Genomic DNA, 16,104 nt, shown 5'->3' with positions numbered 1-16,104 from the left:
AATTCCTTGCTGTTTTTGTTGGTATCATCGAATATAAAGCTGAAATGATCTGCCGTTTTATCAACGTCTCATCTTTTGTTTTTGCCTGATTTGATGACCTGTGCCCATGCCCGTAAATCTTCCACTTGCACCTTATACACTCGCACCCTATTTCCAGATTCGCTTTGCGACAGTCGATGATCTAGGCGCGATTCTTGCGATTTACAATGCTGAAATTCTAAATGGGACAGCCAACTGGAATGATCAGGCCGTTTCTCTGGCGGAATATCAGCAACGCTTTCAAAACATGCAACAGCAACACTTTCCGATGATCGTGGTGGAAGACCTGAACACCCATCAAGTTGCTGGTTATGCCTATTACGCAGCGTTTCGTGCTATCAGTGGTTACCGTCAAAGTATCGAGCATTCTGTTTTTATTGATCCAAGCTATGCACGCCAAGGTCTTGGCAAAGCCCTCATGCAACAACTCATTCATCTCGCCAAACAGCAAAACATGCATATCATGGTCGCCGCGATTGATAGTGAAAATAAAGGCTCTACCGTATTGCATGAACAACTGGGCTTCATTCAAACAGGGTATATGCCACAGGTTGGACAAAAGTTTGGGCAATGGCGTGATCTTGTCTGGATGCAACTGCAACTCACAGAAGCCTAATAAAACATCACTTTTGTAATACGATTCTTACAGCAATTTTTGATTTAAAATGAAAGATATACTTTATTTCAAAAATAGCCACAATGATTAAAACATCCCAACTCGGCCTATGCCTCACAATCGTACTTGTTTCAAGTGCCAGCTTTGCAGAACTTTCCTTCGAGCAAGAATTGCAACAGGGCTGCGCCAAAGTGAAACAATATGCGCAAGCAGGTAAAAAGTTTTACGATCAAAAACAATATCTCAAAGCAGCCAAACAATTTGAAGACCAAGCCGCATGGGCACATTTCTGTCAGGCCAATGCCGATGAAAGCGGGATTCAGGTGAGTGATCGAGACATTGAAATCGCCAATAATAATGTGGGGTTAAGTTATGCCAAACTCGGTAAGCCGCAATGGGCCAGAGTCTGGTTTTTACGTGATAAAAACTCGAAAACCAGCCAATACAACTTAAAACAACTCCCGAAGCCCAAAGTAACCTTTGATTTACAAGGCACTTATGTTCGTGCCAATGGCTTTGGGCAATGGGACTATATCAAGGTCAGCAAAAAACAGAATAAATATGCAATTGCTTTTGATGGCTATTACTTTGGACTGCGCGGCCTGATCTATGGCCCCAATATGGGACAATTTGAAACCAGCATGCCTATCAAGTCAACGCAGGCCAGCTATCGCAATGAAGACTGTCTGATTAAGCTTCAATTTGCCAATGACCCGAATCTAGGTCAAAAAATTGAGGTTGAACAAAACAATGGTGAGTCCTCATGTGGCTTTGGACACAATGTCTATGCAGGCGGAACGTTTTATAAAGTGGAAAACAAATGAATGATCTTTACACCCAAACTCAACAAAAAATTTAAGAAAAAGTATGAGACTCGGAAACGTCATTCACAACCTGCGTGATCTTTGAAAGATATTGTTTCTGCGAAACAATAGAAAAAATCCAAGAATTGAACAGGTTTTGTGAATGACAATGCCTTTGGTTACTTTGGGCGAAACCAAAGTAACTCCAGCCGAAGGCTTATTTAGACATTAGAAGACTTCTTGGTATGACTCCATAAAAATATTCATTTTTTAATATCTACTTTTCTAAATAGTAAAATGAGATATGTAGAGATGGATATTAAATCGCCACCAACTCCCGAATCCCCTTCTCAGGCATATCCTCACCCCGCCCTTGCGCAATCACCTGCCCACGTGCCATTACGGTATAGGCATCTGCCAACTCTTCGGCAAAGTCATAAAACTGCTCCACCAAAATAATCGCCATCTCGCCCTGATCAGCCAGTTTACGAATCACCCGACCAATATCTTTAATAATCGAAGGCTGAATGCCTTCGGTGGGTTCATCCAAAATCAATACGCGTGGTTCAGAAGCCAACGCTCGGGCTATGGCAAGCTGCTGTTGCTGGCCACCGGATAAATCACCACCACGGCGATGTTTCATTTCATCCAGTACAGGGAAAATCTCATATAAATGGCTTGGCACCTTACGCGTCTTAGCCCCTGAGAATTTAGCCATGCCAATTAAAATATTTTCTTCTACCGTTAAAGTCGAAAAGATATCACGACCTTGCGGCACATAGGCCAAACCCGCACGTACCCGTTGTTCAGGGGACATTTTGGCAATATCTTTGCCATCTAACAGGATTTGTCCTGACTTAATCGACAGAATCCCCATCAAGCATTTCAGCAAGGTGGTTTTGCCCACTCCATTACGCCCCAAGACCACACTGCATTCACCGACAGGCGCGTTAAAAGACACATCACGCAGAATATGACTGCCACCATAGAACTGATTAATTTGTTTCACTTCTAACATGTGTCTCTCCTAACGCCCTAAATATTTTTCAATCACATCTTCATTGGCCTGAACTTCCGCCAATGTGCCTTCTGCCAAGATCGCACCTTGGGCCAATACCGTGACTTTTTCACTGATAGTGTCAATAAAACTCATGTCATGTTCGACCACCACAAGGGTATGATTTTTTTTCAGTTCAAGGCAGAGTTCAGCAGTGCGTTCAGTTTCAGCATCGGTCATACCTGCGACAGGCTCATCCAGCAAAATCAGCTTTGGTCGTTGCATCAACAACATGCCAATTTCCAACCACTGCTTTTGTCCATGCGACAGCAAACCTGCTGGCTTCTGTACAAATTCTTTTAAACGAATTTGTTCCAATGTTTCATCCAAAGCCAACTGCGCTTCTGGATCTAAACGAGAAAATAAGCTTTTTTTCACTCGTTTATCTCTTGGTGCAGCCAGTAGCAGATTCTCCATCACGGTGAAATTTTCAAATACCGTTGGTTTTTGAAATTTGCGACCGATGCCTGCTTCGGCAATTTGCTCGGTACTCATTTTGGCTAAATCATAGTTTTGCCCAAAAAATGCCGTACCTGTGCTTGGGCGAGTTTTCCCTGTAATCACATCCATCAAGGTGGTTTTTCCTGCGCCATTCGGCCCGATAATACAGCGTAACTCACCCTCGGCAATATAGAGCGACAGATCATTCAAAGCCCGAAATGAGTCGAACCAGACACTGACTTTTTCCAGATATAAGGCGATGCCATGACTAAAGTCAGCCCCTTTCGGTTTGGCACGCCCGTATCCTTCACCGAGTTGACCGCCATGTTGAGCAGCGTCAATTAATACATCACTCATTTAGTCACGCTCCTTTTTAAAACGATCAAATAGGCCAATCACACCTTTCGGCAGGAATAAAGTCACCACAATGAAGAGTGCCCCTAAGATCAACAACCATGCTTCTGGTGCAGCCACAGTGAAATAGGTTTTCACGGCATTAATTAGACCTGCTCCAAGAATTGGCCCAATCAAAGTGCCACGTCCACCCGCAGCCACCCACACCGCCATTTCAATCGAGTTGACGGGATTCATTTCACTCGGATTAATGATGCCTGCCTGTGGCACATACAACGCGCCAGCAATACCCGCAATCACCGCAGACAAGACCCATGCCGACAGCTTGTACCACAGCGTGCGGTAACCCAGATATTGCAAACGATTTTCACTGTCGCGAATGGCTCCCAAGACCCGACCATAAGGACGATTCATCAGTTGTCGTAGACCGATAAAACACAGCATTAATACCAGTGCAGTAACAAAACACAGCGTGGCACGCATTGATGCAGAGGTGATGTCAAAACCGAGAATGGTCTTGAAACCAGTAAAGCCATTATTGCCCCCAAAGCCTGTTTCATTACGGAAGAACAATAACGCTGCGGCAAAAGTCATGGCTTGGGTAATGATGGAAAAATACACGCCTTTGATTTTGGAGCGAAAGGCAAAAAATCCAAAAATAAATGCGATCAAGCCCGGGATCAGTACCACCAAGGCCAAAGCCCAAGCAAAATGCTCTGTCCCGACCCAATACCACGGCAATTCTGTCCAGCTCAGGAAGCGCATAAAATCAGGCAGCCCATCGCCTGCGGATTGGCGCATCAGATACATACCAAAGGCATAACCACCTAAGGCAAAATACAAACCATGCCCCAAACTCAGAATCCCTGCATAGCCCCAGACCAGATCCAGCGCCAAGGCGACCAAAGCCAAACACATGATCTTGCCAATCAAAGTAATCCAATAAGCGGATAGGTAAAATGCAGAGTCTGGAGACAGCAAATGCAACCACGGCAACAGCAACAGTACGCCGAAACAGATTGCAATCGCCACGGCGCTATACGGCTTATCTGCGAACACAGAAGTAATTTTCATTGGCTTACTCCACAAAACGGCCTTTGATGGCAAACAAACCTTGTGGACGCTTTTGGATGAACAAAATCACAAGAACCAAGAGAATAATTTTTGCTAAAACTGCACCTAAACCAATTTCTAGCACTGTTCCACTGATGCCCAATCCGAGTGCTGCAAGTACGGCACCCCACACTTGACCGACACCACCGACAACGACGACAAGGAAGGCATCAATAATGTAATTCTGACCGAGATCAGGCCCGACATTACCGACTTGTGCCAAGGCACAACCGGCTAACCCTGCCAAGCCAGAACCGAGGCCAAACGCCATCATGTCAATCCGCGCAGATCGAATGCCAACCGCACGTGCCATTTGACGATTCTGTGTGACCGCACGAACGAATAGACCAAAGCGAGTTTTATTCAGTAAGAACACCAGCAGCAATAACACCGCAACGGTAAACGCAATAATGGCAATACGGTTATATGGCAGCATCAGGCTTGGCGTAACCGCAATCCCTCCACTCAACCAGCTCACATTTGAGACTTCGACATTTTGTGCACCAAAGACCATGCGTACCAATTGCATCAGAATCAGACTCACCCCAAAAGTGGCAAGTAAGGTTTCCAATTGGCGACCATACAGCGGACGAATGACGGTGCGCTCAATCAACATCCCAATCAAGGCACTGACCAGAAAAGCCGCAGGAATCGCAGCGATGAGATACCAATCCACCAGTCCAGCAAAATGGGTTTTAAAAATGCTCTGGATCACGTAAGTGGTATAGGCGCCGATCATGATGAGTTCGCCATGCGCCATATTAATCACGCCGAGTAGGCCATAAGTAATCGCAAGTCCGAGTGCAGCAAGCAATAAAATGCTGGCCGTACTTAAACCTGAAAATACATGACCCGACCATTCACTGATCTGCAAACGGGTTTTAATTTTATTTTGTGCATCCAGCAGAGCTGCCTTTAAAGCTGGATTCTGCTGTGGTTGTTCTAAAGTCTGGGTGATAAGCGTAAATACATCTGGACGATTTGAATCAGCCAAGATCTTCACGGCTTCAAGCTTGGTAAACTCATCAGAACTATTAAAATCCAGACGCGCCTTAAGTTGCGCTAAACGGGCTTTGACCTGATCATTTTTTTCATTGACGTAGAGTTGTTTCACGGTCGCCAGATCTAGCTCAGCCAGATTATTTTCTAAAATATCAACCGCGGCTAATCGCTGTGAAGCATCATTGGAGCTGAGTTTAGCTTTGGCTTGCCCAAAATTCAGTGCCTTACGTAAAGTATTGACCAAAGTCACTTGGGATAAATCCGCAGGCCATTGTTCCAGTGGTTGCTGTGCAGGGTAGCTGAACAGTTTGTCATCATTTTTCAGTAAATAGGTATTGCCAGCACTATCGGTATACAACTCATTTTGATCGATATACGCCACCAGTTGATCCAGTTGTTCAATACTGGCAGGCCATTGATTGAGCATGGCACGACGTATGGCAAAATCAGCCTTTACAAAGGTTTGAATGGCATCTTGAGAAGCTGTAGACGTCACGGTTGCTGTGGATGTGGCCTCTGCCCATGCTGGAGTAAATATCAGCTGCGCCATGATGCAGAGCAGTGCCAAAACATAATGCTTCGCCATAGAACTCCCCTTATTGTTGCGGTTTAAATTGATCAAACAAAAAACAGAATGAAAAAGCCTGCTGCTGAAACAGCAGGCTTGAAAAATTATTTAGGGATATACGGACTCCAAGGCTCCGCCTTGATGGTTTGCGGTGTTTTGTAGACTACATCGAACTGACCATCACCACGGATTTGTCCAATCATCACAGGCTTATGCAAATGGTGATTGCTTTCATCCATTTTGAGGGTATAGCCTGATGGTGCAGCAAAGGTTTGACCTGCCATGGCATCACGAACTTTATCCACCTCAGTAGACCCTGCTTTTTCAACCGCCTGCTTCCACATATTGATGCCCACATAAGTGGCTTCCATTGGATCATTGGTCACCACTTTGTCAGCATTTGGCAGTTTGTATTCGACTGCATATTGTTTGAATTTATTCACAAACTCGGTGTTTTTAGGATTTTTCACCGACATGAAATAGTTCCATGCGGCTAAATGACCCACCAATGGTTTGGTGTCGATGCCACGTAATTCTTCCTCTCCTACCGAAAAGGCCATGACTGGAATATCAGAGGCCTTAATACCTTGGTTACCCAATTCACGATAGAACGGCACGTTAGAATCACCATTGATGGTCGAGATCACCGCAGTCTTTTTACCAGCAGAGAATTTTTTAATGTTGGAAACAATGGTTTGATAGTTGCTATGACCAAATGGCGTATATTCTTCCATGATGTCAGCATCAGCGACGCCTTTAGATTTTAAGAAGGCACGCAGAATTTTATTGGTGGTGCGTGGATACACATAATCGGTGCCAAGCAATACAAAGCGCTCAGCTTTACCACCTTCATCTCCCATTAAATATTCAACCGCTGGAATCGCTTGTTGGTTCGGAGCAGCCCCCGTATAGAAGATGTTTTTCGATTGCTCTTGGCCTTCATATTGCACCGGATAGAACAACAAGCCATTCAGTTCTTCGACCACAGGAAGCACAGATTTACGAGAAACCGATGTCCAGCAACCAAAAATAACCGCGACTTTATCTTGAGTAATCAGTTGACGTGCTTTTTCTGCAAACAGTGGCCAATCTGAGGCTGGATCGACAATCACAGGTTCTAATTTTTTACCGAGCACTCCACCATTGGCATTGATTTCATTAATGGTCATCAGCGCGGTATCTTTCAGCGAAGTTTCAGAAATCGCCATCGTGCCTGAAAGCGAATGCAGAATGCCGACTTTAATGGTGTCGCCACTTGTTGCGGGCGCTGTTTTAGCTTCCGTTTTGGTTTGTTCTGTTTTTTTGGCTGGTTTTGAACATCCAACCAAACCAATCCCCATCATGGCTGCCATCAGTACAGACATCGACATTAATTTATTCTGCATCTTTATTCTCCACACCTGAATATTGTGATTTCTACTGGGTGGGGTTATTCAATTTTTATGCCAACACTACAAGCATATGTTTTTATTATGTTTTAATAAATTTTACTGATGATTTTTTTGATCTTGTATACAACATTGCATACAAAAAATACCTCCTGACCTAAAATGATGCAAATTTGTTCAACCAAAATCTCCATACTTTAAACAAAGAAAAAGCCAAGCATTGGCTTGGCTTTAATCTATAGATTTTTTCAGGAATTTAGACGCTAATATCCGCTAAATTACCTTTTTGTTCTAACCAGTGTTTACGGTCAGCTGAACGCTTTTTCGCAAGTAATTTATCCAGCAATCCAGCCGTTAAATGCGCATCATCCAGATCCAGTTGCACCAAACGACGGGTATTCGGATCCATGGTCGTTTCACGTAACTGACTGGCATTCATCTCACCCAAACCTTTGAATCGGGTAATTTGTGGATTTTTATTGCCCTTCACCTTTTTCAAAATCGATTCAAGTTCGTCATCGTCCAAGGCGTAATACACATCCTTACCAATATCAATACGATACAGCGGTGGCATCGCCACAAATAGATGACCTTCCTCAACCAGTGTCGGGAAATGCTTTACGAACAATGCGCACAATAAAGTCGCAATATGCAGACCATCCGAGTCCGCATCGGCAAGGATACAAATTTTGCCATAGCGCAATTCAGACAAATCATCACTGCCCGGATCAACACCAATCGCAATGGCAATGTCATGCACTTCTTGAGAGGCTAAGACTTCGTCCGAAGATACTTCCCAAGTATTCAGGATTTTTCCACGAATCGGCATAATCGCTTGGAAATTCTTGTCGCGTGCCTGTTTGGCACTGCCACCCGCAGAGTCACCTTCCACAATAAACAGTTCACTGTCTTCACGGGTTAAACCGACACAATCGGCTAATTTTCCTGGTAAGGCTGGACCTGCAACAATCTTCTTACGTTCTACTTTTTTCGCCGCTTTGAGACGACGTCCAGCTTTGGCAATCGCCATTTCAGCCAGTTGTGTCGCAATCTCGGCATGCTGGTTTAACCATAAAGCAAATGCATCTTTGGCAATGTTCAGCACAATATTTGATGCTTCACGGCTGGATAGACGTTCTTTGGTTTGTCCTGAGAATTGCGGTTCCTGAAATTTCAACGATAAAATGAAATTCACACCATCCCAAACATCTTCCGCAGACAGTTTCATATTACGTGGCAATAAATTACGTAATTCACAGAATTCACGCAGTGCTTCCGTTACACCTGAACGCAAGCCATTCACATGCGTTCCGCCTTGTGCGGTTGGAATCAGGTTGACATAACTTTCCTGAATCTGTTCGCCACCTTCCACGTTCCAGCAAATCGCAAATTCACACGCTGCACGATCCGCTTGCCCACTACTCACAAAAGCAGGATCAGGTAAAATTTCGCGATCTTGCAGTTCATCCATTAAATAGTCGACCAGACCATTTTCAAATTGCCATTCAATTTTTTCTTTATTGATTTTATCGTCATAAATAATTTTTAAACCTGCCGCTAACACAGCTTTGGCTTTTAAATTATGTTTGAGGGCTTTCAGCGCAAATTTAGGACTATCAAAATATTTTGTTTCAGGCCAGAAACGAACGGTTGTCCCTGTCGCACGCTTTGCCACCTTGCCTTCCAAAACGGCTAATGGCGCAACTGGCTCACCTTGTTCAAAGGCCATTTGATAGAGATTGCCTTGGCGTTGGACAGCAACTTCAACACGGGTCGATAAGGCATTGACCACCGAAATCCCGACCCCATGCAAACCACCTGAGAACTGATAGTTGTCGGTACTGAATTTACCGCCGGCATGTAACTTGGTCAGAATAATTTCGATACCGCTTTGCCCATATTCAGGATGGATATCAACCGGCATCCCGCGTCCATTATCTTCAACTGACAACGAACCATCTTCATATACGGTCACACAAATCTGGTTGGCATGGCCTGCAAGTGCTTCATCGACTGCATTATCAATCACCTCTTGCGCCAAATGGTTTGGACGCGAGGTATCGGTATACATGCCTGGTCGACGACGAACAGGATCTAAACCAGAAAGAACTTCAAGGGATTGTGCCGTGTATTGTGTCACTTGGTCTGACTTCCTTATTGGAGGGCTGCCGATAAAAATTCGAGTACTAAAGGTAATTTTTCTTCAAAATCATCCATTGCATGATTACCACCAGCGTCAGTTAAAATCAATGAGGATGGATGAACTGCACTATAATAGCGTTGAGCCTGACGATAATCCAAGACTTCATCGCCTTGTTGCAAAAGCACGAGAATTTTATCAGCATGCTTTAACTTCGTGTCAGCAATCGATTGTAATTGCTGCAATTGATCTGTATCAAGTGTCCATGATTCAGTGACTTTGAGCGGGATTTGTTCAATACCGAATAAATCTTGAAATAATTGCCATGGTTGCATAGCAGGATTAATCAGTACAGCAGGACAGCCATACTTTGCGACAAAGTATGTCGTATAAAAGCCACCGAGACTGCTTCCCACCAAAACTACTTTATCACGTGGTAAACTTTCGATAAGCTGAGAAAGCTGTGCAAGTACCTGATCAGGTGTCCGATTTAAATCAGGTAAATGCACCTGAACATGATCGAGTCCTGCACAATATTGTTGCAATAATTGCCCTTTTATCGACATCGGGCTACTTCGAAAACCATGTAAATAAATAATTTGCATATGCACCAAAAGAGACAGTGGCTTGACTTATAGTGAAATAAATCACATTATTTTGCTTAATCGTTATGCAAATAACAATATTAAATACAGATAAGCTCAATATTGTCGGACATAAAAAACGATACTGCACTCCGTTCATCAGTATTCTAAAAAAACTACTTATGAAAGATTTAAGATGTAAGCGTTTGTTGTAGTTTATCTAAATAGTATAACGTGAATCACTTCAAACCTTCGGTATATATCAAGGATGGGGAAATCAATATGCCAAGTTTAACACCTCTGCATGAAACCTACTGCAAGTGGGATCGTACGCCCCCGAGTCAGGCAGATGTTCTGGAGGGTTTGGCCCAGCTCGTCAGTACCAGCTTAAGCGGGGTGCACGAATTGGTGCAACTAGTACAAACTGAGGTATTACGGACAACGCTCGGTTTAAGTGCACAAAAAGCCAAGAAATTACAAAAACACCCGCAACTGCAAAAGTTCTACCAGTTTTCCTATGTGGCCCTACAAAAATACGGCAGTCATTTTCTTGCCCCTAATTTACGTCGCATTATCGCCAAATTCCCTATTCTACATGACAAGCCACTAACGCCGACATTACATTTTGCAGTGGGTGCGCTGAACGGCATTTTCGGTGATTTCTTTTTAAAGCAACATAATCCAATGGCATTGCCGATGGTGCTTTACGACCACTATGGGTCTTTGCAGCAAGGAGAACTGACAGGTCGTGTCGTGATCCTGACACATGGTTTATGTATGAACCATCTAACTTGGTCTAACCATCGTTATGGCGGGATTGGTGAACGTCTGCTAGCTCAACGTGATAACAACACCATGTTGTATCTGAACTACAACACAGGGCGTCGGATTTCAGCCAATGGTCGTAGTTTTGCCAACACCTTAGAAGATCTGGTCCAGCGTAATCCACGTATTACCAGTATCGACCTGATTGGACACAGTATGGGTGGACTGGTTTCTCGCAGTGCCCTGTTTTATGGCAAGCAGAATCTATATCAATGGGTACATATGGTCGAGAACCTCGTCTGTATTGGCTCGCCACATCATGGTGCAGTACTGGAACGTTTTGGCTTTGTCTTACAGGATAAACTTGGTGCATTTCCATTTATCAGTCTGATTGGTCAGTTGGTCAATGTACGCAGTAACGGCATCTTAGATCTGCGCCACGGCAGCGTTCGTGATGATGACTGGGAACATAATGATGCACGTATTGGTTTTGCAGATGACAATCGTAAGCCCGCACCACTCCCATCACATATTAATACTTTCCTGATTGCAGGAACTTTAGAATTCGAGAAGCTTCGTAATAAAGCGCTCTCTGTGATTGGTGATTATTTGGTCAGTGTCAAAAGTGCCTTGGGTGAACATCCAAATCCTCGTTTTCAACTTAAGCTACCAGACACACATAAAGCGGTTTTTTATGGACTGAACCATTTTGAAATTCAGTATCACTCCAGTGTCGCCGAGCAGATTACGCGTTGGTTATATCCTGATGCGAGAGAAAAAGTGGAAGCTGGGGTACAGACACATATGATCAATGTACCGAACAATTATACCTTTGATGATTTAGAAGGGATTGTTGAAACTTAAATAGATAAGCCCGGCTTTATAGCTGGGCTTATTTATTAATGAAAGATTTTATTCTTTGAATTGATCGTAAACTCTATATTTAAAAATATTCCGGATTAATGTTTCTTGAAATAAATATCCATTAAGCGCAGATACAATATTGCGATCATTCCCTGACTTTGCACAAGATAAATTTACATCTACTGAGTCTTCTACTCTAAAGTCTTCTTTTTTAAGCTTTGCACGATCTATTTCTCTGGAATATGCGAATGAATTATTATCATTATAAATCATAATAAGATCTTTCCGATTATGCTTCAGATAAGACCAGTAAATATAATAAATCTTATTTTTATATAAAATATGATTACATGTTCCTGTAGACATCCAGTTTTTATCTTTTAAATTAAAACCAAGTTCTTTTACTAATTTTTTATTATCTTTATTAAAGCTATTTTCCCCAGATACTAGGACATTCCGTATCTTCTAAAACTTTTACTTGTACAGCAACTTCATTCCAATATTTCTTGCACTGTGCCATTCTTTCTGCATATACATAACCTGTGGTTAATAATAAACTTAATCCCATAATTATCTTTTTAATTTTCATGACTCATATTACCTTAAAATACATAAATCCTGATTTAAAATTATATAAAGATTATTATACCTTATAATCACGTCAAAAATTTCATCTAAGAGTTATTGCCAAAATGAAACTCATTTAGATAAACCCCCTAACTTCTATAGCTCTCTCTGCAATAATACTAGTTTAATTAAATTTAAAAAAACCCGAAATATAAATCCTATATTTCGGGTTTTAGGGAAACTAAATAGTTGTCTGTTATTTTTTAACCACACTATAATTTCTAAATAGCTGCCATAAGCAGATCAATAAAATCAAGCTGAAATATAATAAAGACCACACTGGTAGTGATTGTCCCAAGAAAGTCCAGTCCACCACCGCACATTCGCCCGAACCCGAAAGTACTTCTTGCAGTACAGTTTTCATTGGTAAGGCATCAACTAGATAATCCAGACCCGGACCACAGCTTGGCACTTTATCTGGCGGTAAACTTTGCAACCAGACATGACGTGCCGCCACGCCAACCGACCAGCCAATCGATAAGGTCGCCAAGAATGCATAAAAACGTTTGAATCCACTTGAAACAGGGTTATGAATAAATGCAACCAGTGCAATTAATCCCATTCCAATCAAGCCAAGGCGCTGGAAAATGCAAAGCGGGCAAGGATCCAAACCTTGCACATGTTCTAAATACAACGCAAATGAGATACCAATGATGCTCGTCAGTACCAACAACGCACTCACTAAGCGGTAATTCCAACGCATGGGAAATCCTCTAAAATATTAGGGTCTGTTGACCTGTTGCTCGTTCAACAGGCCCTAGCGATATTGTGCAAGATATTGTTCAAAACTCATGTCGTTATCTTGTTCAAGTTGCGCCTGTTTTTGCAATGAAGTTTGCGCTAATTGCGCAAAGTATTGTTTGGTTTCTTCACTCAGTGGATGCTGGTCATAGTGATCGACGTGTTGCTGCGCCATCACACTACCAAAGTTCCAGGTTCCACCATGTTGTAAGGTATCTGCAATCACATGGGCTGAAAGTGTTTCTTCAACATGGTCCAAACGCTGCTGCATAATCTGGATCGCATCCTGATAAAGATGCGTATCTTCCATTTGATCTAATAAAATCGCGCAACCTTGAATTGCATTTAAATGACGTTGTGCCCAGTCTTTTAACGCAATCGAGTTTGAGCCTTCTTCAATCTGTGCATCTCCTGCACGACCACGATTGACCACTTCAAGTTGATTACGATCAATCTGTTCCTGCTCTTCCGCAAATAGATCTGGACTGTCATTCAATAAACAATAGAGCGCTAAACTTTCCAGAAAACCAGCCGAAATCTCGTCAATACCAATCGCGCTATATGGGTTCACATCGACTGCACGCAATTCTACATATCCAACACCACGGTTTTTCAATGCCTGAGATGGTGTTTCACCTGCTTGAGGCACCTGTTTTGGACGAACCAGACTATAGTATTCATTTTCGATCTGGAGCACATGATCATTGATCTGAATTGGCTCACCCTGCTCATCATTTAAACCTAAATCGGTAAATGCAGGATAAGGGGTATGCACGGCTTTCTGTAATCCATCCAGATAATCATGCAGGTCATTGTAGTGAATACCCAGTTCTTTCTGTGCCGAGTTCTGATAACCCAAGCGTCCCATCCGCAAGGCGGTCGCTTCTGGTAAATATAAAGTTCCTTTTACCAAAGGCTGCAAATGATGTTCACGACCAGTCAGGAAACAGCGACATACCGATGGGCTCGCGCCTAACATATACATGACCAGAGGAATTAAGCGGATAAAATTCCGAATCAAACCAAAATAGCGATGACTACGATAATCTTGCAGGCTGAGCTGTTTTAATTGTTCATCTTGCTCATGCTGCTGTAAGGCAATAAATAACTGGTCAGGGAAAGATAAATTATAGTGAACCCCTGAAATGGTCTGCATACGGCGACCATAACGCACCCCCAAGCCACGGCGGTAAAGCGTTTTAAAACGACCGATATTGGAAGAACCATATTGAGCTAGTTTAATATTTTCTTCGTTATCGTCCAACATACAAGGCATGGATAAAGGCCACAGTCGTTCGCCTTCTTCCAATTGCTGATGCACGACACTATGAATGTCACTTAATTCATTTAAAGCTGCGGCAATCGTCGTTTGAGGAGTGGTAATAAACTCCATCAAGGCTTCTGAATAATCGGTGGTGATATGTGGATGTGTCAGTGCCGAACCCAAAGCTTTTGGATGATTTTTTTGTGATAAAAATCCATTACTTTGCATACGTAAACTTTCACGCTCAATCCCGCGTAACATCCCTTTTAATAGCGATGCATCTACCCAAGTTGGTATCACAGAGGAAGTAAGTGTGCTGGGTTGATTCATATTATAGGCTCGCTTATTCAAGATCAGCCGACCACATAAAAGGTAGCGACTTCGTCGACCATACAGACATCATGACAATGCCAATCCCTTCGACTCAGCCAATTATAACGACAATTATGATCTAGTCATCTAGGCTCTGTTAACATTTCATAAATGCTTGTGACAGAAATCCCTGTTTAGTTTGGCAATTTTTATCACAATCTTGTTACATAAGACACGCTGAAATTGTGATTTTATTGAAAAATAAATCTTCTAGAGGAGGCTCGCCCATGCAAGCGCAAGACATTCTGAATTTTTGGTTTGACCCTGACCACCGCTCACTCTGGTTTGCCAAAAGCGATGATTTTGATGCAAAAATTCGCGAGTCATTTCAAGAGATTCATCATCAGGCAGCTCAGGCGGAACTTTGGTCATGGCGCAAAACCCCTGAAGGCCGTTTAGCTGAAATTATTGTACTTGACCAGTTCTCCCGAAACTTATATCGAGATCAGGCACAGGCCTTTGCTTACGACAGTCTGGCCTTGGCACTGTCACAAGAAGCGATTAGCCTACAATTAGATGCTCAACTCAGTCCTGATCAGCGCTCATTTTTATATATGCCCTTTATGCATAGCGAATCCAAACACATCCACGAATTTGCATTAAAATTATTCCAGCGCTTAGGCAATGAAATTAATTTAAATTTCGAGAAAAAGCATAAAGTGATTATTGATCGCTTTGGACGTTATCCACATCGAAATAAAATTTTAGGGCGTGACTCGACACCAGAAGAACTGGAATTTTTAACACAACCGAATAGTAGCTTTTAAGTCGATCTCCCTCGGCACTGAACATAGGAAAAGCATATGAAATCTTTATTAATATGCACACCGCTCCTTGTCGCACTGACATTTGCAGGATGTGCAACGGTTCCTTCCAAACCCAGAACATTTGACCAGCTCGGTCAATTCACCGCTTATCCGTTAAATAACAAAACTTACCGTGTCGGTTTTCAGGCGGATAACAATTTGAGTTATGGTACAGCAGAGGAAATTACCTTGCTCAAGGCAGCGCAAACCACCGTTAAAAATGGTTTCCGTTATTTTAGTGTGGTGGATGATCCAAGTAATGCCCGTCATAAAACACCCCGTCAGGCCGTGATTTATCCGACACCATCGTATTATCCTTATGGTTACTATCGTCGTCACCCAGCCTTTTGGCCTGATCCATTCTACGATACCCCACAAGTGGTCAATATTGATCCAATTCAAGTGTCGTATACTATCGAGTGTTTCAAGACTCAGCAGCAATCGCCAGATGCCTTTGATGCGCAACTGATTTTGCAATCTTTGGGGCCAAAATACGGTTTGAGTCCAACAGGAGAAGTGTTGCAGCCGCCTGCACCACCTCAAAATAAAAAGTAAGTTAA

14 protein-coding genes and 1 pseudogene are annotated in these 16,104 nt (G+C 42.8%); 5 read left to right on the top strand and 10 right to left on the bottom strand.

The window, feature by feature from the left end:
* The first annotated feature begins 106 nt into the window (after positions 1-106).
* On the top strand, positions 107-655 hold the full coding sequence (locus A9Z07_RS06265) for a GNAT family N-acetyltransferase (RefSeq protein WP_069577658.1): 549 nt from the start codon (positions 107-109) through the stop codon (positions 653-655).
* An 83-nt stretch (positions 656-738) separates the two neighbouring features.
* Complete coding sequence (locus A9Z07_RS06260; protein WP_069577657.1) at positions 739-1,479, top strand: hypothetical protein; 741 nt, start codon at positions 739-741, stop codon at positions 1,477-1,479.
* 298 nt (positions 1,480-1,777) lie between these two features.
* Here the strand turns inward: A9Z07_RS06260 and urtE are convergent, their stop codons facing one another.
* From urtE to A9Z07_RS06225, 7 genes are all read right to left on the bottom strand, one after another.
* A complete protein-coding gene (urtE, locus tag A9Z07_RS06255) occupies positions 1,778-2,476 on the bottom strand; it encodes an urea ABC transporter ATP-binding subunit UrtE (protein ID WP_069577656.1) in 699 nt (232 codons plus the stop codon).
* A 9-nt stretch (positions 2,477-2,485) separates the two neighbouring features.
* On the bottom strand, positions 2,486-3,313 hold the full coding sequence (gene urtD / locus A9Z07_RS06250) for an urea ABC transporter ATP-binding protein UrtD (protein WP_069577655.1): 828 nt from the start codon (positions 3,311-3,313) through the stop codon (positions 2,486-2,488).
* The gene (gene urtC, locus A9Z07_RS06245) at positions 3,314-4,384 is read right to left on the bottom strand and encodes an urea ABC transporter permease subunit UrtC (RefSeq protein ID WP_069577654.1); all 1,071 of its coding nucleotides are present in this window, start codon (positions 4,382-4,384) and stop codon (positions 3,314-3,316) included.
* Positions 4,385-4,388: 4 nt separating this feature from the next.
* The gene (gene urtB, locus A9Z07_RS06240) at positions 4,389-6,011 is read right to left on the bottom strand and encodes an urea ABC transporter permease subunit UrtB (protein ID WP_069577653.1); all 1,623 of its coding nucleotides are present in this window, start codon (positions 6,009-6,011) and stop codon (positions 4,389-4,391) included.
* An 86-nt stretch (positions 6,012-6,097) separates the two neighbouring features.
* Positions 6,098-7,378: an urea ABC transporter substrate-binding protein gene (gene urtA / locus A9Z07_RS06235; RefSeq protein ID WP_069577652.1), complete on the bottom strand. Its 1,281-nt coding sequence runs from the start codon at positions 7,376-7,378 to the stop codon at positions 6,098-6,100.
* Positions 7,379-7,637: 259 nt separating this feature from the next.
* Positions 7,638-9,521, bottom strand: a complete 1,884-nt coding sequence (gene parE / locus A9Z07_RS06230; RefSeq protein ID WP_047429965.1) for a DNA topoisomerase IV subunit B — start codon at positions 9,519-9,521, stop codon at positions 7,638-7,640.
* 14 nt (positions 9,522-9,535) lie between these two features.
* Positions 9,536-10,126: a YqiA/YcfP family alpha/beta fold hydrolase gene (locus A9Z07_RS06225; protein WP_069577651.1), complete on the bottom strand. Its 591-nt coding sequence runs from the start codon at positions 10,124-10,126 to the stop codon at positions 9,536-9,538.
* Between the two features lie 261 nt (positions 10,127-10,387).
* Between A9Z07_RS06225 and A9Z07_RS06220 the strand changes: the two genes are divergently transcribed.
* Entirely contained in the window at positions 10,388-11,734 is a 1,347-nt protein-coding gene (locus A9Z07_RS06220) for a hypothetical protein (RefSeq protein ID WP_069577650.1), read from the top strand.
* Between the two features lie 48 nt (positions 11,735-11,782).
* Here the strand turns inward: A9Z07_RS06220 and A9Z07_RS06215 are convergent.
* From A9Z07_RS06215 to gshA, 3 genes and pseudogenes are all read right to left on the bottom strand, one after another.
* Positions 11,783-12,323, bottom strand: a pseudogene (locus A9Z07_RS06215) (hypothetical protein).
* A gap of 234 nt (positions 12,324-12,557) precedes the next feature.
* Positions 12,558-13,064, bottom strand: coding sequence for a disulfide bond formation protein B (locus A9Z07_RS06210; protein WP_005260220.1), 507 nt, complete (start codon positions 13,062-13,064; stop codon positions 12,558-12,560).
* A gap of 54 nt (positions 13,065-13,118) precedes the next feature.
* Positions 13,119-14,696 (bottom strand): glutamate--cysteine ligase, encoded by a 1,578-nt coding sequence (gshA, locus tag A9Z07_RS06205; RefSeq protein WP_069577649.1) that lies wholly within the window; start codon positions 14,694-14,696, stop codon positions 13,119-13,121.
* Positions 14,697-14,965: 269 nt separating this feature from the next.
* Between gshA and A9Z07_RS06200 the strand changes: the two genes are divergently transcribed.
* Together A9Z07_RS06200 and A9Z07_RS06195 are read left to right on the top strand one after the other, a co-directional pair.
* Positions 14,966-15,505 carry a DUF924 family protein gene (locus tag A9Z07_RS06200; protein ID WP_069577648.1) on the top strand — a complete coding sequence of 180 codons (540 nt, stop codon included), beginning with the start codon at positions 14,966-14,968 and terminating at the stop codon, positions 15,503-15,505.
* A 36-nt stretch (positions 15,506-15,541) separates the two neighbouring features.
* Positions 15,542-16,099 (top strand): CC0125/CC1285 family lipoprotein, encoded by a 558-nt coding sequence (locus tag A9Z07_RS06195; RefSeq protein ID WP_069577647.1) that lies wholly within the window; start codon positions 15,542-15,544, stop codon positions 16,097-16,099.
* Positions 16,100-16,104: the final 5 nt, after the last annotated feature.

The organism is Acinetobacter sp. YK3 (assembly GCF_001729365.1).
GTDB lineage: Bacteria > Pseudomonadota > Gammaproteobacteria > Pseudomonadales > Moraxellaceae > Acinetobacter > Acinetobacter vivianii.
Note: the sequence above shows the minus strand (reverse complement) of the source record. Positions and strands in the feature narration are given on the sequence as shown.